Genomic DNA, 18,828 nt, shown 5'->3' with positions numbered 1-18,828 from the left:
ATTTCATTTGTAACCAGCTATTCAGTCGATATTATCTATTGAATTTACTTTTTTCCAATCGTTTCATGATATGGTGATTCAAATCTTCACCATACTTGTCGACATTGGTTTTAGGTAACCACTAGTTCGACGGAAAGGAATCCAAGTCGTCCCCAGAGACGGTTTGCGCGGTTATTGTCGGTGCTAGGCGACAAGCCACTAGGATTTCGTCGTTAGCCACGATCAATGGTATCGTTCAACTTCTTACGATATTTGTCCTTCCACGTTTGCTCATCCTTCACTAGCTCGTCGCAGAAAGCAGCTACGTCTTCGCCCGTAAGGTCAGTGACTTTCTTGCCTTCCGCTGCTCCTTCCTCGAAGAGGTCGAGAATGCCGACAAAGATACGGCTGCTGTCCTTCCAGTCGGTGGGACCACCACCAGCAGTCCACATATATTTTTGCATAGCTTTGTAAGCGTTGCGGTACTCACTTGGAAGTGCCTTCGCTCGGGCCTCCATCGCCCTCCATTCCCGCTTGTCATCCAGACTTCCGATAATTTTTTCAAATATATTCATTTTACTTCTCCCCCTGATCTTGTTTTGAGTTCGTTAATTTTGCTTGAGACGAAATCCCATTTTTCCCAAAAAACCCTAAGTTTCTCTTGACCTGCTGCGTTGAGTGTGTAAAATTTTCTCGGCGGTCCCATAGTGGAAGGCTTTTTCTCGATGTCCACCAGATTGTTTTTCTCAAGCCTCATTGTTATCGTATAAACTGTGCCTTCAACCACATCAGTGAAGCCAAGTTCTCGCAGATGTTGCGTGATTTCATAGCCGTAAGTTTCGCCACGGCCGATGATCTCAAGCACACAACCTTCAAGCACCCCTTTCAACATTTCCGTGATATTTTCCAAATTTTTTCCTCCATTTGTATTTCGTTTTAATTTTTTCAGTACTCTGTATTACAGGTATTTTGTGTTGCTGATATTCAGTATTACTGACTACTAGTATATAGTATTACCAAATAGCTTCAATTGTCAATAAAACTTTTCGTCAAAATTTTTACTCAATGGTCTTTCGTTTATTAGAATTCAAAAAGGCACTAATGCTAGTGCCTTTTCTTTATATAAGTGCAATGCTGCCAACTCCTAGTTCGTACAATAAACAAAATACTCCTTTATCCACGTATAATCAGCGTACATATAGTTTTTCGAATAATTTCATCTATACATCCTTCATCAATGTCCAGTATTTATTTCGTCTTCAGCCGTTTTGCCCCAATGGCTTGTCAGTTGATCTAGGTGTTCCATACAAGTTTAAATTCGATGAACCTCAGCATGTCTTTCCACAATCGCCCGCCTATTTCCTCTGGTGCTGGTCCGCCAGGCAGTGTCCGAATTTTAACAAAGTGTTCGGGGTCCATAGCTTCTCCTTCTCCCCTTGGGTGATCCCCTTAAGTTATCCCTATCCTTCAGCAAACACTTGGAAGATTCAATTTATTTATTCCAATATATCCAAGATTCAAGATGATTTAGACTCCCAATTTGATCAAACTCGCTTATGTGCCAAAAAACCTTGGTTGACTATCTTTTTATTATTTAAGAAACGTGATAATCCAAATGTTGTAATACTTGCAAACACAACACTTAACAAACTGAACCATGTAATTGAGGATAATGATACTTGCCCCACAATTACTCCGCCTAAACCTGCCCCAACAGCAAAACCTAATTGCATTATCGATTGGTTCAAACCTAGCAACACATCTGAGGATTCAGGCGCTATCGTTGCTAAATTATATTGCTGAGTTGCACCTGATGACCATCCTGCAAATGACCAGACGGTCAATATAATAAATACTGCTATAATTGAATGTGATATGAATGAAAGCACGACTAAAGATGTTCCGTTTACAAGTAACCCTCTTTTTAATGTAAAAATTACGCCTTTTTTATCTGCACTTATACCACCTAGTTTAGAACCAAATAAGCTTGCAACTCCAAGAACAAGTAAAGTAATGCTCAAAAGATGATCACTCATTCCTACGGTAGTTACAAGGAATGGAGATAAATAAGTAAAAATAATCCCGTACCCTGTCATTAAAAAGAAGGTGATTGATAATGCTAAAGCAATTTTTGGTTTTTTGAACATTGCAATTTGTTTCGTTAAAGGAATTGAAGCATCACCATTCATTTTTGGTATTGTATTTAAAACAATAAAAATGACAAGTAAAACTAATAATGCGATACCGATAAATACAAATTTCCAGCCATACGTAGATGTAATAAAACGGCCAATAGGAACACCAATGATTAATGATGCGGTAAATCCCATGACAACAGTTGCAATTGAACTTGCCTTTTTATTAGCCGGTGCAATCTTTGCTGCGATACTTAAAACTGTCACGACCGCTACACCTGCACTTAAAGCCATAATAATACGAGCAATCATAAATAATCCATACCCTGGAACAATGACTGAAAGTAAATTTCCTATAATAAAAACAAATAACGTATAGATCAGTAATTTACGTCTTTCCATTTTAGCCGTTAATACCATTAATATAGGTGTACCGATTGCATAAGATAATGAAAAGACTGTAATTAATTGACCAGCCGCTCCAATTGACACTCCTAGGGCATCTGCCATTTTATCCAAAATACCTGAGATGATGTACTGTGAAGTACCAACTAAAAAACTTATCAATGCTAAAATATAAATCTTTGCTGTATTTGACATGTGAAATTTCCTCCTCAATATCACTATTAATTTCTATATTTCTATAAACACTGAAATAATATATAAAATGAAAGAAGCTATATAAGCTTCTTTCTATTCTAGTGCTTTAAATTAATGTATTAAGATGCTTCTTAACATTGTACTCTTCCAATTCTTCACCATTTTTTAAACGATGAATAAAATCAGGATTAGAAATTAATGGACGTCCGAAAGCAGCGACATCAATTATTCCTTCTTCAATCGCCTGATTCGCCATTACTGGATTTAATGTACCTACCCCAATAATGACACCATCCCAGTATTTTCGGACTAATTGATGCATCGTTTTTCCATTTGCAAGTACTCGATCAAATTGCATAATCGATGGGTGAATCATGGTTGCACCCGCTTCCTTAAATGCCTCAACAAATGTACGAATAGCCTTTTCTGGTTCTTCCCACATGTAATTTGGTATATCTGCTTTATGAGCAGAGAATCGAATCATTGTTCGTTCTGTACCAATTGCGTCGATAACTGCTTTAATTACTTCCTTCATGAACGTTAATCTTTGAGCAAGGTCACCACCATATTTGTCTGTTCGATGATTTGTTATATCTGAATTAAATTGGTCAATCAAGTATCCATGGGCACCGTGAATTTCCACACCATCAAAACCTGCTGCTATTGCATTTTTCGCAGCTTGCGCATATAAATTGATTACTTCATTAATATCTTTAATCGTCATTTCTTCAGGAACATCATATGGCTTACGGAAACGAGAAACAAGGCCTTCAGCTGGAATAGCTGATGGTGCTTGAGGAGGCAGATTTCCAGCAAGCTCGTGATGAGATAAACGACCAACATGCCATATTTGAGCAATCATTGTTCCTCTCTCTTTATGCACAGCATCAGTTACTTTTTTCCATCCCTTAATTTGTTCATCTGAATAAATGCCAGGAATTCCAGGATAGCCTTTTCCACGAGGACTAATGACGGTACCCTCTGAAATGATTAAACCAACTCCATCGGCAGCACGCTTTCGATAATATTCAACAATATCCTCTCCTACAACGCCTGTCTGATCATCTGCAAAGGATCTGGTTAACGGTGCCATTGCGATACGAGAGCGTAAATTCCAAGCTCCGATTTTTACCGGTTCAAACAATTTACTTTCTAAACCATTTTCTAAATTTCCCCAAGAATTTGTTTCTTTGCTAATTTGACCCATACATTTCCCCCGTTCAATTCAATTATTCGGTATTTCTATAAATACTGAAATTAAAATTAAAATATTACCGCTTTAACATTAAAGTAAAGCGGGAGCGTATTGTTCAAGGACTTCTCGTTGTAAACTGTAATATCTGAAGGTTCCCTCTCTGCGAACTGCTAATAATCCGCAATCGAGTAATGGTTTTAAATGATGCGTTAATGTTGAATTGGCAGGGACTTTTAATTGATTTGCCATTTCCAGGCAAGCTAACTCTGATTGTTGAGCAAGTAATTTTACGATTTGTAAACGAGTCGATTCACCTAGTGCCTTATAGACTTTTACTGCAATATCATCACTCACCGTTAAAAACCTCCTTTCAGCAATGCTTATTTCAGTATTTATAGAAATATTGTATTCAATCAGAGATGCTCTGTCAAGAGAGTGCTTTTCATTTTTTAATTTAACTTTCCCTCTTAACAAAAAAATCCGATATATGGCCCTACACGATGCTGTCGATTTAACTAATGGTTTGATTTACCGAACCTTGGTCAGCCATTTGTAGAGCGATGAATCATTTCTAAACTGACATGTAACTGATGACAGAAATAAATTGAATGAGAATGCTGATGGATTAAATGTGTGAAATGAACATGGATAATATGAAAGATCAAATGATGGGTAATCATTGTATGGGGAAGTCAAAAAACCAAAACAGGTCTAATTTCTAATTAATTTCGTTTATTGGTTTCCAAAACATAATTAAAGTCAATGGAAGTAGCCCCTGATTTCGTTAAGGGAATTTTGTAGTTTTTCAATAATTTCTTGTTGCCACAAATAATCATTCATGCTTTTTGCATAAAGGTACAAATCTAAATAATCATTTATCCACATTTTTACCTCATTATGATCCATAATAATGCCCCTTTCAGATACTCTCCTTTTTTCAAATTTATTTACATAAATCCCCTCTAAAATGAAGAGGCTCCCTATATCGGCAAATAAATCATCCTAAATAAAGAGCCTCTGGTTGACCAGTCATATATTACTGAATTTTCCATTTAGTAATTAAAATTATAAAACTCACCTATAAATCAAGTAGGATTTTATTTAAATTAAATTAACGAAATTTAATTGTTTCTTTTTCCGACTCAATAAGTGTATTAACTGGCCGTTTTAAGCCGAGATTCTCCCTTAATGTGCTGCCTGTATATTCTTTACGGAACAATCCGCGTTCTTGTAGCACTGGAATAACCAGATTTACGAAATCATCCAGACCACCAGGCAAATAAGGAGGCATCACATTGAATCCGTCCGCTGCACCATTTTCAAACCATTCTTGCATTTGATCCGCAATTTGTTCTGGGGTACCTTTGATCTCCCGATGTCCGCGGGCACCAGCTATCCGTTGATACAACTGACGAATCGTCAATCCCTCACGGTCTGCAAGATCCTTTAATAATTGGAAACGACTTTTCCCGCCATTTATCTGACTCACTACAGGCAAATCAGGGAGTGGTCCATCCACCGGATATCCTGATAAATCAACACTTATCATGCCAGACAAAAGAGAGATCCCCGCTTCTTCTGGTATAAGCTCCTCAAGCAGCCTCTTATTTTCTTCTGCTTCTTCCTCCGTCCTTCCGATAACAGGGAAGATCCCAGGCATAATTTTCAGTTCCTCTGGTGAGCGACCGTATTTTGCCATTCTTCTTTTTACATCCGCATAAAAGGCTTGTGCTTCCTCAATAGTTTGCCAAGCTGTGAAAATAACCTCTGCAGTTCGTGCGGCAAGCTCCTTCCCTGCCTCAGAAGAACCCGCCTGGATCACTACCGGATGCCCTTGTATCGGACGGGAGATATTTAATGGACCCGTAACGGAAAACCATTCTCCTTTATGATTAATCGCGTGTATTTTGGAAGAATCCGCAAATTGGGCTGCCTCTTTATCAATAATTAACGCATCATCCTCCCAACTATCCCATAGCTTCTTAACTACATCTACAAACTCTTCGGCCCGTTCATAGCGTTTTTCATGAAGAAGCTGGTGCTCTAAATTAAAATTTTGGGCTTCTACGTCAGTGCTCGATGTGACAACATTCCAACCTGCACGGCCACCACTTAAATGATCGAGTGAGGCGAACCTGCGAGCAACATTAAATGGCTCATTAAAAGTAGTGGATACCGTTCCGACAAATCCGATATGATTTGTTACCGCAGCAAGAGCTGATAAAAGAGTAAAGGGTTCAAATAACGTATTCACGGTTTGGCCTAGGACCTTCTGATTGTTCCTTCTCACCGCGTAGTTATCCGCAAGAAAAACCATATCAAACTTTCCACGCTCTGCTGTTTGGGCTAGTCTTTTGATAAAATCAAAACTCATGGTTTGATGAGATTCCGCTTTTGGATGACGCCAAGCTGCCACATGATGTCCAGGAATCATAAAAAATGCACCTAGTTTCATTTCCCGATTATTTTGAGTCATATTCATTCCTTCTTTCTCTTATTGTTGATTTGAATTTGTTTTCCAACTTGAAAATTTTCTTTCTAAGAAAACTAAAAGATAATTTATGGCCACACCAAGCAATGAAATCGTAATAATACCGGCATACATTTGCGGTATTTGGAAGTTCTGTTGCGAATAGTTTATGAGATATCCCAAGCCTTCCTTCGCTCCAACCATTTCGGCAGCAATCAACACAAGAATGGAGGATGATCCAGCCATACGTATTCCGGTAAAAATAGTCGGAATGGAAGCTGGCAAAATTACTTTATAAAATAATTTGTAGGAGGGCAGAGCCATGGATTTTGCAGCCTTTATGAGCAATGGATCGACATTTCGAACAGCATTGATCGTATTTAAAAGAATCGGAAACGTACAAGCAAAAAAGACGATGGAAACTTTGGATGTTTCTCCAATCCCAAGCAGCAAAATAAAGACAGGTAATAACGCTAAGGCAGCTGTATTACGAAACACCTCTAGCACCGGATTTAACAATTCGCTTGCCAGTGGATACCACCCAATAATAAGCCCCAAAGGAATGGCAACAAGGATCGCCAACCCAAATCCGAAAAGCGAACGGAGAATACTGGCCTGAAAGTGGGCATACAGATCACCCGAAATCACTAATCCCCACCAACTCTCTGCTACTTTTGAAAAAGGCGGAAAGAATGTGGGATCCACTAACCCCATTCGGGGAGCTGTCTCCCAAAGGATTAGTAGAAGCAAAATGACAATAGATTGTTTGACAAGACTTTGCACCCAATGAAAAGAAAAACGAATCCGATGGGATGTTTGCATTGGCGCTGTGAATGATTTACCAAAATCAGACATTTTCTCACCTCTTCTATAAAATAATTAAACTTTGTTAAGCTGATTGATCCTTATTCTCGACTGTTTGCGCTTTGACTACCTCTTCTCGAAGCAAATCCCAAATTTGGTGACGTGCCTTTGCAAATGCTGTTGTTGAACGTATGTCCTCTTCGTGACTTGTTAAATGAAGCGGGTTATCAATAATTTGTTTTATCGTTCCCGGGCGGGAAGTCATTACGGCAACACGCTGACCCAAATATACTGCTTCGTCAATCCCATGTGTAATAAACACAATCGTCTTTTTGGTATGTTCCCAGATTCGAAGTAATTCTGTTTGCAAGGTTTCACGGGTCTGCGCATCGAGGGCAGCGAACGGTTCATCCATTAGCAGCACGTCAGGATCAAACGCCAAACTTCTGGCAATAGCCACACGCTGCTTCATTCCACCTGAGAGTTCGTGCGGATAACGATCTTCGAAACCTGATAATCCAACCAGTGACAAAAAGTGCCGAGAAATTTCAGCCCGCTCCTTTTTAGGAACACCTTTTGACTCTAAGCCAAATTCAATGTTTCCTTTGGCCGTCTTCCAAGGCAGTAACGCATACTGCTGAAAGACAATCCCCCGATCTAAACCGGGTCCCTCTATCGGTTTTCCATCTAGCAAAATCCGTCCTGTGGTTGGTTTCGTCAAACCGCCTAAAAGGTCAAGCAAAGTTGATTTTCCACATCCCGATGGACCAACTAATGAAAGAAACTCTCCACTGTTCACCGAAAAATGGACATTTTTAATGGCTGTGAATTCTTTAAACGCTCCCTTTCCTTGATTTAAATCCCTTACTTTAAACACTTTACTGACATGTTCAAACTGAATTTTTGCTGTCATCCTCTCACCCCATTACTTTTTATCAATTTCACCCTTATATGGATTAAATTCATTGGTATATAAATCATTTACTTTTACTTGGCCATCTTTGAACTCCCCATTTTTCTTCAGCCAATCGACCCAGATTTTAAATTCCTTTTCCTGAATAACTCCACCTTTCTCTGCAATACCTGTACTTTTCCAATATTGCACCGTGTTTGTATCTTCCTTGCGGCCACGCTTCTTAATAATAGATTCATAACGGGCTATCACTTCATCTCGTGAATGGGTCTGTGCCCACTCAATCGCTTTTGCTGTGGCCTCAACAAACTTTTTCACCGTATGCGGATTTTGTTTGATAAATTTGTCGGTAAACACATAGCTGCCTGCTGTAAAGGGCCCCAACAAATCATAATCACTAAATAGCTTTCTGATCCCCCCATTTTTTACTGCCAAATCCCCTAACATTCCGGACAAAACAGCGACATCAATTTGTTTTTGGCGGAGTGCTTGCTCTGTACTTACCGGTGGCAGGACAACTAAAGTCACTTTCTTAATTTCCTCGTCTGTTAATCCATTTTGTTTTAAATATTCTTTTAAAACAAATTCAGCATGCGCTCCCATTGTGTTCATGCCAACTTTTTTTCCAATCAGGTCACGGGCATTTTTTATCGAACTGCCATTCAATACATAATAGCCGGTATATGTATCCTTATCACTACCGTAATAACCAATGACCGATTTAATAGGTGCACCGCTCGCTATCAATTTTGCAATGGCCCCGTTAAATGCACCGCCAAAGTCGGTTTGACCGGTAGCTGCGTTTTGAATTGAGGCAGGCCCGCTTGTTTGATTTCCGATCCAATCAAGTTTAATCGGACCAAGATAACCTAAATCCTCTGCTAATTCTGGATAAGTAACCGAACCCACTGATCCTTCATACCTGAGTTTCAGTGTTTCATACGCGCCATTTCCTTTTGTTCCTGTAGCTTCTGTCTTCCTCTCCTGGCATCCAGCAGATACAACGATTGATAATACTACTAACAATAAAAGTACTTTCCTTTTCCAAAACTTCATAACATTCCCTACCTTCTCTTAAGATTAAAACCAATCCTCCAATCGAAAAATCCTATTCTAACAACGAGAAATAATTTTTGTTTAGGGCACATTTCTATTTGCTTGCTTATTTCTCGAAAAAAAACCGGAGACATCTCTCTTTTAAAAGAAAAGTCTCCGGTTGTCCGGCAGATATATTTATTTCCTATTGGATTACTTAGCTTTCACCAATCCTATCAGCTCTAATTTTAAACGTCAATGGAATATTCAAAAATTTCTAAATAGTATTTTTCTATTAGCATTTTTTCGATTATTGATTGACAGTTTTTTTTTGACCATTTAAAATCACATTTAACCGATAGGGATTACATACATAATATTCAAATGAATTGCTGACCAGTCACCTGGAAGCCAGAGCATATGCTCTGGCTTTCTTTTGTCTTATCGGTCCACTATTTAAGCGCCGCTTTTGCGGCGAAAAACAAGGAGGAAATAAAATGAGTAATGTTAAAGAAGTGCAAAATGGATCAGCGATTGTAGTAACACCAGTGGCTGGACGTATTGGAGCAGAAATTTCAGGAGTGAAACTTACCGGTGAACTAGACTCCAATACAGTTAAATCAATCCGTGAGGCCATTTTAAAGTATAAGGTTGTTTTCTTCCGAGATCAGCATCATCTGGACGATCAAGGACAAGAAGCTTTTGCACAACTACTTGGTAACCCAGTTGTTCATCCAACTGTTCCAACAAAAAATGGAACAAACTTTATTTTAGAACTTCATTCTGATCATGGCGGTCGTGCCGATTCATGGCATACAGATGTAACGTTTGAAGCGGCGTACCCTAAGTTCTCCATTTTACGGGGAGTAGTGATACCAGAGGCAGGAGGCGATACCGTCTGGGCAAATACAGCTACTGCCTATGAAAATCTGCCAACAGAATTAAAGAATCTAGCAAATCAGTTATGGGCAGTCCATACCAATGCTTACGATTATGCAGCTAAAAAAAATAATGTTTCTGCTGAAGCGAAAAAACGCCATGATGAGGTCTTTACTTCCACCATCTATGAAACCGAACATCCCGTTGTCCATGTACACCCTGAAACAGGAGAGCGCCATCTCCTACTCGGTCATTTTGCAAAAAACTTTATCGGGCTTTCTTCCACTGATTCTGCACATATATTCTCAATACTGCAAGGACATGTTACACAACTCGAAAATACAGTCCGCTGGAAATGGAAAGCGGGGGATGTCATCATTTGGGATAATCGCGCAACCCAACATTATGCAGTGAATGACTATGGCAATGCACAAAGAGTTGTCCGAAGAATTACCATTGATGGAGAGAAACCTATTAGTTTAGATGGTTGCCGTAGTATTACAAAAACAATAGAAAAAAAGATTCAATAAATTCATCTTCCTGCCATTATGGCAGGCTAACAGAAGCAAATAATCCTAAAAGTAAGTTTGCGTAAGGAAACGTCATTTCAACGCTAAGATATCCGAAAATAAAAGGCCTAATTCCTCCTGAAAATAGTGAGAAATTAGGCTAAATTTATTTTTTTAAAAGAAGACGAACAAAAATTGTCCGCCTCCTACACAATATAGCTTCCCCATTGAACAGCCTCATTACTTTCTAAAACTGTTTAATAAGTTACGTGTTCTAGAAAGCTATGGATTCCCAGTATTGTTATTATCTTCATCCTTTTTGCCCCAATGGCTTGTCAGTTGATCAAGTTTTTCCATACAAGCTTGAATTCGATTAACCTCAGCTTGGTGTGAAGAAATATTCTGATGTAAACTAGCTTCTCTTTCCACAATCGCCCGCTTCATTTCCTCTGGTGCTGGTCCGCCAGGCAGTGTCCGAATTTTAACAAAGTGTTCGGGGTCCATAGCTGTGCGAATAATCTCCTCCGGTAAATTCAACGGAAATCCAATAACCGCATTTGCCGCTTCATCTACAAGCACAGATGTGACATGAGTAGCATTCAGTCCTCTATCCAAAGCTATTTCTACCACCTGACTAGCAATGGAATGAGAGGTTCGAAACGGGATGTCGGCTTCCCTAAACAGAGTGTCAGCTAATTCCGTGATCGTCGCAAAACTTTCTTGGGCCCTTCTTTTTAACAGTGCTTCGTTTACTTCAATCGTTCCAACCACCACATTCGTTAACCGAAAAACTTGATCAAGGAGGTGCAGACCCTTCCATAGATAGGGCTGAAGGTCATCCTCAGTATCGTTTATATCACCATATGGTGTGTTGTGTAACATTTGAAGGACAGTTTGGGCATTTCCAATACCGCTTGAGCTTAATGCACGAATATGCTCTAGTGAAACAGGGTTTCTTTTTTGCGGCATAATGGAGCTCGTTTGAACATAGGGGTCTGCCACACGAATTGCTGAAAATTCCTGGCTGGACCATAGGAGAAAATCTTGTGAAAATCGTCCGAGGTTGATAAAGGTTAATTGAATGGCTGTGGCAATTTCGCCTAAATAATCAGCACCGCTTATCGAATCATAAGCACTCTTGATGATTTTCGGAAATCCTAATAGCTTTGCGACTGTATTTCGGTCAATTGGAAAGCCGGTCGTTGTAAGTGCCGCCGCACCGAGAGGACTGGCATTGCATGTATCATAGGCTGCCTTCAATCTTTGTAAGTCCCGGTCAAGACAATCGAACATTCCCAGAAGATAATGGGAGAATGTCATCGGCTGGGCTTGTTGCGTATGAGTATGCCCCAGTACAATGGTCCCTTTATAGGTGTCAATCACCGTCAAAAGTGTTTCTTGAAAGGAAAGCAGCGACTCAATGGCAAGTACAAGCTTGTCTCTTAGAACCATTCTGTACATGGCAACACCCATATCGTTTCTGCTTCGGGCAAGGTGCAAATTTCCAGCAATTTCGCCGGCAACATTCATGATTTGATTTTCTACAAGGAAAAAGAGATCCTCATACGTTCCATCATAGGTGGATTGAAGGAGTGCCTCCTTATCTACTGCGGAAATACCTGCTAGGATTTGGGAAGCTCCACTCACCTGCAATAACTCTTGTTCCACCAGCATAATCAAGTGGGCTTTATGTACCGCTATCATCGGCTCAAGTAAAGTTTGCTTGGCGTGCTCATAAGCAGGTGCCAATACTACCTCTGAATACGTATGCCCTGGAAATTTCTGCCCTTCTTTATTCAAAATGCTTTTCCGAATATTCATAACCATCCCCCCTAAAAATCCCTGTCATGGTTATTCAGTTATTTATAATCAAGCCCCTTATCCTCAGGATCATTTACCATTTCATTTCTTAATATTTGCTCCATATCTTCAACTGTACGGTTTAATAACTTTCCGTGGTATTTTGAAAATAATTTATTTTGTTCACTCTTCAAAATGGAAAGAATTAATTGCTTTTGTGATCTAGAAAGTATCATAAACATCCCTCCATTAATGTTTTACTTTCAATTGAACTCAGAGTTTTGTCGTTGTAGATACCATATTCAAGAGGTATTAATTTTGTGTGCTATTATTTCTTAGGCGGTGTTAAACTTGAATGTTGATTTCTGCTACAGGCGCTCGCTTTCCTCGGGCGTGCCGGGGAGCCTCCTCGACGCTGAAAGCGTCTGCGGGGTCTCCCCCTCCCCGTACTCCCGCAGGAGTCGAGCGCCTTCCGCTCCAATTAACATTGTTATAAAATCAACATTGCTTTTAACACAGCCATATCTTAAAATGATCATTATTAAAAAGAGGGTCTATTATATTTTACCTAGTCATGTCTTTCTATTTAATAAGGTTCTCAAGTAATAAAGGAAAAAGGTTATTTTAGAGTATTCGAAACATCAGGCGACTGAAAGTGTATAGTTAGCTCGATAATCTCAGAACGGCTTGCAATTCGAATCGGTGGACCCCAAGTTCCATAGCCTGATGAGACGATTACATGTAAAGAGCCTTTTCTCATGTATCCCCAATCCAATTCAAACATTCGTTTCGTAATCCAATGATTCGGAGCAAACTGCCCTCGATGTGTATGACCTGAAAGCAATACGTCAACACCTGCAGCTTGTGCTAAGTCAAATTGAGTGGGCTGATGATCCATCATAACCACTGTGTGACTAAGATCCAAATCTTTCAGCAGTGATACAACTTTTAATCGACCATTAGGGTCAGAATGTTCTGCTGTTTTATCTTTTCGCCCAACAACGTACATTACATTCGCAATAGAGACAGCTTCATCACGCAACACCCGAATGCCAATTGCGCTCATTTGCTTAACGTACTCCTCGATGTTCCCACCATAGTATTCATGGTTGCCAAGTACGGCATATATCCCGTGCGGTGCAGAGAGTTCCCGCATTACCTGAGACATTTGATTTCTCAGAAACGGCTCAATGTCATCATCAATGATGTCACCTGGTAATAATATAAGGTCAGGCTTCATATCATTGATACGCTTTACCAATTTTCTCAAGTGCCGATTTCCAACAAGATTCCCTAAATGCAAATCAGAAGCTATGGCGATCCTTATTTGAGAAAAAGGAGGAGCAGATTTCGCAATATCAATTTTATATGTACGGGTAACAGGTGACCAAGCATTCCAAGACCCGCGCAACAAAAATATGACAAGTAAAAGGACGATTGCACTACCCGTTATAGAGATAACATGATTCGCCTGCTGCCCCGCTTGCAAAAGAATCCAACATACAACATCCGCAATCGGAAGCAATATAATAGCAAACTCGAAAACTGCAAAATAGTATGAACCTATTACTTTAAATAACCTACCAACTGGTCCCCGTAAAACAGACAGTCGGCCGATAAAATACGAGAGCGAAATAAGGCAGAAAAATATCCAACACATCAAAGAGGGAATTTCAGGGATTGCAAATGACAGATATACATGAAGATTCCATCCAATATAAAAATTTATTGCTATATAAATGACTAAAAATACCATTATCATTCCGTAATCCCCCTCCAATACCAAATACTAATGGCAGCCGTTATATAAAACACAAAGCCTACTACTGAAGATATAACTTCTGTAACTCATAATGTCTTCCTATTTCCATTTTACGCAGCATCAGTAAAAAAAGAGCAAGCAAAACATAAGAATGTGAATAGTTTCTGACATACCTTAAACACCTCTACAATATCGAGATTTGCGAGGTAAAGAGAATTTCACTTTTTCGAATTTGAGGGCAGTTTTTTGATTTAACATCAAAAAACGCCTTCAAACTCGAAATTTTGAAGACGTTTTTTTAAATTTGGGGAGATTTTATCGCTTATTTGTTTGAAGACTTTGATTTTATATTAAAACCGTTCTCCTGTTTCCACTATTAATTAGTTCGTATGTTTTTATTAACATTAACTCCCTAAAATGGGGAATTCAATTAAATTAACCCTAGATCACGTTTTGTTTTTCTTTTCGCTTTAGGATTTGTTTCTTCTTTTGAGAGGGTTGAACATTCTGCAAAAGAAAAATGTTTACATCCTTTACATCTCTTTTCGTCCAAATTTGAGAGAGCATGATTGATAGCAGCTCCTGTATGTGCAAAGAAATTCTCCTCACCGGCTAATTGATAAAAACTAGTTTTCTTAAATAAATCTTCCAACTCTGGCTGAATACCAGAAAATATAACTTGTTGATTATTATCCTTGAATTTTTTTACAAGATTCATGAGGAGCGCCTCCCCTGACGAATCCACGATGGAAACTTTACTCATCCTTAACAGAAGCACTCTTGGTTTTAAACGCAGAATTTGTTCCATTTCCTCCTCAAACTGCTCGGTGGTGCCAAAGAATAATGGACCTTCCACTGTGTAAATATTAATTTGCGGGCAGTTTGAACCCTGCTTTACCATCTCGGGTTTTACAAGTTTATCGTTTGGATCCGGTAAAACCTTTGATACTTTTAACGTACTGCTTATTCGGACGACAAAAACGAGGAGAGCTAAAACCAGGCCTGCTCCAACGCCTGTAGTTAAATCTATCAAAACGGTTAGTAGAAAAGTAGAGACTAAAACAAGGGAATCCATCGTTTTTAATTGTAAGATATGGGCAAATTCCTTACGCTCACTCATATTCCAAGCGACATACATAAGAATGGGAGCCATACTGGCCAATGGAATAGCAGATGCATATGGTGCTAAAATTACGATCACCAATACTACGACTACACCATGAATGACACCTGATAATGGGGAGAAGGCACCGTTTTTAATATTCGTTGCCGTTCGTGCAATCGCTCCAGTGGCAGGAATTCCTCCGAATAATGGAGTAATGATATTGGCAAGTCCCTGTCCAATCAACTCTTTGTTACTGTCATGCTTACTGCCGGAAAGGTTGTCTGCTACTAATGCAGACAATAAAGATTCAATCCCCCCAAGCATAGCAATGACGAAGACAGCAGGAAGTAGTTCAATCACTACATTAATCGTTAATTCAGGGAACTCAAATTTTGGCAATTCATTGGGAATGGCTCCATAAGTTGAACCGATAGTTGCTACCTGATTTGGAAAGAACATTGCAGCAACAACAGTTGAAACCATTAAACCTAACAAAGCACCTGGAATTTTTGGCAAATATTTTGGTGCTAATATAACAATAGCTAAACATATACTCGCTGTTAAAATACTGTATAGATTGATTGTATTTAAATTGATTAAAATTTCTTTCATATTCAAATGAAAAGCTTCTTCTTTTTTTAAGTTTTCAAGCCCCAGGAAATTGGCAATCTGACCAGAAAAGATAATCACCGCAATCCCAGCTGTAAAGCCGATTACTACAGGACGAGGGATGAATTTTATATACCTTCCTAATTTAAAAACCCCCATAAGAAGAATTAAAATCCCTGCCAAAAATCCTGCAATTAACAGCTTTTCATATCCAAATTGGATCACGACACCTAATAAGACCGGAACAAAGGCTCCAGTCGGGCCAGCGATTTGAAATCTAGAACCTCCAAAAAGAGAAACAAGAATTCCAGCAATGGCCGATGTATAGAGTCCATACTCTGGCCTTACCCCTGACGCAATCGCGAAAGCCATTGCTAAAGGAATCGCAACAATCCCAACAACTAACCCGGCAATCAAATCTTTTTGAAGAGAACTTAAGCTGTATCCAGAAAATCTTTTAGATGAAATCATTTATTACATCCTTCCATTTCGATATTGTATAGTTCTTCACAATTAAAAGGGACAAAGCTAATTTCCAGCGCCAGAATGTTTCTTTTATCAGCCTTTAAAATGAGAAATCATAGTTGTAAAAAACCTCCTCAAAAAATTTTTTCTTACTCGGAATCTTCATAGAAAAGAGTTACTTGTTGCTATGTAAAATCCCTGTTTTCTCTTTCCATGTAGAGATACGCTTTAAGGGAGGAAGGGTTTCGCCCTTTTTGAATTTTGATACATATTTACCATATTATTCCGTTATGTTTTAGGGAAATGGTCCAATAAATTGTTAAAGAGATGAAGAAATATAGTAATATTTCGGTAGAAGGAAGTTTTTATGAAGATTATCTTTCCCCCAGTATTTAATCGCCCATTCTCATGTTTCGTATGGATACGGTATGTGCCTTTTCACTATTTCCCCCGGTAGTGTAACAACTACAAACTCTCTGGCAAGTGATGTTTATACATTTCTAATACATTTGTATTTTCTTTTAAAACAGACACAATTTTGGGATGAGGATTAGCATAGATAACTGGATATTCCGTTTCATCCAGTTTTTCATTAATGGGAAAAGCTAATTTTTCTTCCTCAATTGAAAATTGGGCATCAATTCCCTCTTTATTGCCACGAGCATCAACCCTTATCCATTTATTAAGTGATTTAATGAAGATTGCATTTAAAGCGTGAATACAATATCCTTTTTCTGGAGTATCAAATAACATCAATCTTTGATAACAAAAACCAGTTGGTATTCCCTGTGAACGCAATAAAGACGCTAATAGGTGTGATTTTGCATAGCAAATTCCCTCTTTAAATTCTAATACTTCCGAAGCATTACAAGTAACTCGCTTCGATTGAATATCCCAAGAATGAGAAATTCCATCACGAACAAATTCAAAAGCTATTCTTGCTTTTTCAATTTCCGTTTGAGATGGATTAAAAAGTTCATCTGCTTTCTTTTTTATACTTGAATTAGAATAATTAACTTCGTCTAATTCAAGTAAATAGTCATCTAGTTTTTCCGACTCACAAATCAAAATCATAAATCCTTCTCCTCTCAACAGCACGCATAAATATTCAATCATAAATATTATTATACATATTTTAGTAGTTGAATAGGAAATAAATGTTTTCGATATGGATTTACAAGATATTGATCAAAACGTATTAAATGGTTGGAGAAAATTAAGAAATGGAATACCATTAAACCTAAACTAGAAAAAAGGTAGTAAATATAGGAAAAATAATTCTGTTGGATGATAAATAATATAAAAGGCGTGTTAACTGTCAGTTAACACGCCTTTTATTAGTTTATGCCCAACAATTAACTCAATTTTTACCACAATGACAAACTACTGCTTCAAAGTTGTACTACTATTTATGAAGGGGTACTTATACAGATCTGCCCCGTTACTGCCTTTTTTGATTTACTAATTGCAGGAACTGTATCCTTTTTACCCGAAAACTAATTTGGCAGTTGGATGCTGCGCCAGCCGCTAACGTCGCATTGGCCATAATCATTATTACCCACAGTAACCACCGTTCCGTCCGATTTAAGTCCGATGGTATGAGCGCAACCCGCTGCAACTGCTACTATATCGCACCAGTCGCTTACATTGCATTGTCCATACTCATTCCAGCCCACAGCCGCCACAGTACCGTCCGATTTAAGACCGATGGTATGACTACTACCCACCGCTATCGCCACAATACCGCGCCAGCCGCTTACATCGCATTGGCCTACCTTATTTTGACCCACAGCAACTGCTGTGCCATCCGATTTAAGACCAACAGTATGAAGATAACCCGCCGCAACCGCCACTATGTCGTGCCAGTCGCTTACATTACATTGCTGATACCTATTATTACCCACAGCTGTAACCGTGCCGTCCAATTTTAGACCGATGGTATGCCAGTCACCCGCCGCGACCGCCACAATATCATGCCAACCGCTTATATTGCATTCACCTTCATTATTTTGGCCCACAGCTACCACCGAACCATCCGATTTAAGACCAATGGTGCGACGCCAACCTGCCGCAACCGCTACAATATCTTGCCAGTCGTTTACATCGCATTGGTCATGCTTATTCCAACCCACGGCCACCACAGTACCGTCTGATTTAAGACCGATTGTATGAGCATTACCCGTGTTCGTCGCCATATGAACATTACCAGCCGCGACCGCCACAATATCCCGCCAACCACTTACATTACATTGGCCATAGATATTATCACCCACAGCCGTAACCGTGCCGTCCGATTTAAGACCAACGGTATGACGACGCCCCGCCGCTATGGTATCTTTCGGACACCGTTTCACCCTTAACGCCGCTTCTTTCGGTGACGTGTAATCCATGTTTTACCTCCTTTAAAACAAAACCTAATTTATTATTATATCACTTCTGTCTGTTATAATGCATCTTTAGCTTAATAAGAAAAATAGTATCTATATTTATTTTTGCTGTATCAAATGAAATAGATATTATATTAACCTAATAAATTAAATTTAATTTCGTCTGAGGCTTAATCTGCGC

At 39.0% G+C, this 18,828-nt stretch carries 18 protein-coding genes; 1 reads left to right on the top strand and 17 read right to left on the bottom strand.

Annotated features, from left to right (window positions below):
* Positions 1-212 precede the first annotated feature (212 nt).
* From JOC76_RS04040 to JOC76_RS03995, 11 genes are all read right to left on the bottom strand, one after another.
* On the bottom strand, positions 213-554 hold the full coding sequence (locus tag JOC76_RS04040; RefSeq protein ID WP_205176270.1) for a DUF1048 domain-containing protein: 342 nt from the start codon (positions 552-554) through the stop codon (positions 213-215).
* Positions 551-889, bottom strand: coding sequence for a PadR family transcriptional regulator (locus tag JOC76_RS04035; protein WP_205176268.1), 339 nt, complete (start codon positions 887-889; stop codon positions 551-553). The genes JOC76_RS04040 and JOC76_RS04035 overlap by 4 nt, the downstream gene beginning before the upstream one ends.
* Before the next feature lie 383 nt (positions 890-1,272).
* The gene (locus tag JOC76_RS30410; protein WP_275591324.1) at positions 1,273-1,398 is read right to left on the bottom strand and encodes a hypothetical protein; all 126 of its coding nucleotides are present in this window, start codon (positions 1,396-1,398) and stop codon (positions 1,273-1,275) included.
* 125 nt (positions 1,399-1,523) lie between these two features.
* Positions 1,524-2,714, bottom strand: coding sequence for an MFS transporter (locus tag JOC76_RS04030; RefSeq protein ID WP_205176267.1), 1,191 nt, complete (start codon positions 2,712-2,714; stop codon positions 1,524-1,526).
* 106 nt (positions 2,715-2,820) lie between these two features.
* Positions 2,821-3,921, bottom strand: coding sequence for an oxidoreductase (locus JOC76_RS04025; protein WP_205176266.1), 1,101 nt, complete (start codon positions 3,919-3,921; stop codon positions 2,821-2,823).
* Between the two features lie 78 nt (positions 3,922-3,999).
* Complete coding sequence (locus tag JOC76_RS04020) at positions 4,000-4,263, bottom strand: ArsR/SmtB family transcription factor (RefSeq protein WP_088087250.1); 264 nt, start codon at positions 4,261-4,263, stop codon at positions 4,000-4,002.
* A 405-nt stretch (positions 4,264-4,668) separates the two neighbouring features.
* Positions 4,669-4,815, bottom strand: coding sequence for a hypothetical protein (locus tag JOC76_RS04015; protein ID WP_205176265.1), 147 nt, complete (start codon positions 4,813-4,815; stop codon positions 4,669-4,671).
* Between the two features lie 205 nt (positions 4,816-5,020).
* Positions 5,021-6,385: an LLM class flavin-dependent oxidoreductase gene (locus tag JOC76_RS04010; RefSeq protein WP_205176264.1), complete on the bottom strand. Its 1,365-nt coding sequence runs from the start codon at positions 6,383-6,385 to the stop codon at positions 5,021-5,023.
* Between the two features lie 18 nt (positions 6,386-6,403).
* Positions 6,404-7,234, bottom strand: a complete 831-nt coding sequence (locus JOC76_RS04005) for an ABC transporter permease (RefSeq protein WP_205176263.1) — start codon at positions 7,232-7,234, stop codon at positions 6,404-6,406.
* A gap of 34 nt (positions 7,235-7,268) precedes the next feature.
* A complete protein-coding gene (locus JOC76_RS04000) occupies positions 7,269-8,096 on the bottom strand; it encodes an ABC transporter ATP-binding protein (RefSeq protein ID WP_205176262.1) in 828 nt (275 codons plus the stop codon).
* Positions 8,097-8,108: 12 nt separating this feature from the next.
* A complete protein-coding gene (locus JOC76_RS03995) occupies positions 8,109-9,152 on the bottom strand; it encodes an ABC transporter substrate-binding protein (protein ID WP_205176260.1) in 1,044 nt (347 codons plus the stop codon).
* A 476-nt stretch (positions 9,153-9,628) separates the two neighbouring features.
* Here JOC76_RS03995 and JOC76_RS03990 point away from each other — a divergent pair, with 476 nt between their 5' ends.
* A complete protein-coding gene (locus JOC76_RS03990; RefSeq protein ID WP_205176258.1) occupies positions 9,629-10,540 on the top strand; it encodes a TauD/TfdA dioxygenase family protein in 912 nt (303 codons plus the stop codon).
* Positions 10,541-10,801: 261 nt separating this feature from the next.
* Here JOC76_RS03990 and argH read toward each other — a convergent pair whose 3' ends face one another.
* The 6 genes from argH to JOC76_RS03960 form a co-directional block, all read right to left on the bottom strand.
* Positions 10,802-12,340 (bottom strand): argininosuccinate lyase, encoded by a 1,539-nt coding sequence (gene argH, locus JOC76_RS03985; RefSeq protein ID WP_205176256.1) that lies wholly within the window; start codon positions 12,338-12,340, stop codon positions 10,802-10,804.
* 38 nt (positions 12,341-12,378) lie between these two features.
* Entirely contained in the window at positions 12,379-12,555 is a 177-nt protein-coding gene (locus JOC76_RS03980; RefSeq protein ID WP_205176255.1) for a hypothetical protein, read from the bottom strand.
* Positions 12,556-12,938: 383 nt separating this feature from the next.
* A complete protein-coding gene (locus JOC76_RS03975; RefSeq protein WP_205176254.1) occupies positions 12,939-14,081 on the bottom strand; it encodes a metallophosphoesterase in 1,143 nt (380 codons plus the stop codon).
* 430 nt (positions 14,082-14,511) lie between these two features.
* A complete protein-coding gene (locus JOC76_RS03970) occupies positions 14,512-16,266 on the bottom strand; it encodes a SulP family inorganic anion transporter (protein WP_205176253.1) in 1,755 nt (584 codons plus the stop codon).
* Positions 16,267-16,725: 459 nt separating this feature from the next.
* Positions 16,726-17,334: a transglutaminase-like domain-containing protein gene (locus JOC76_RS03965; RefSeq protein ID WP_205176252.1), complete on the bottom strand. Its 609-nt coding sequence runs from the start codon at positions 17,332-17,334 to the stop codon at positions 16,726-16,728.
* 422 nt (positions 17,335-17,756) lie between these two features.
* On the bottom strand, positions 17,757-18,650 hold the full coding sequence (locus JOC76_RS03960) for an RCC1 domain-containing protein (RefSeq protein WP_205176251.1): 894 nt from the start codon (positions 18,648-18,650) through the stop codon (positions 17,757-17,759).
* Positions 18,651-18,828 lie beyond the last annotated feature (178 nt).

It is taken from the genome of Neobacillus cucumis (genome assembly GCF_016908975.1).
GTDB lineage: Bacteria > Bacillota > Bacilli > Bacillales > Cytobacillaceae > Neobacillus > Neobacillus cucumis.
The sequence above is the reverse complement of the archived record's forward strand: the minus strand, read 5'-3'. Positions and strand labels throughout refer to the sequence as shown.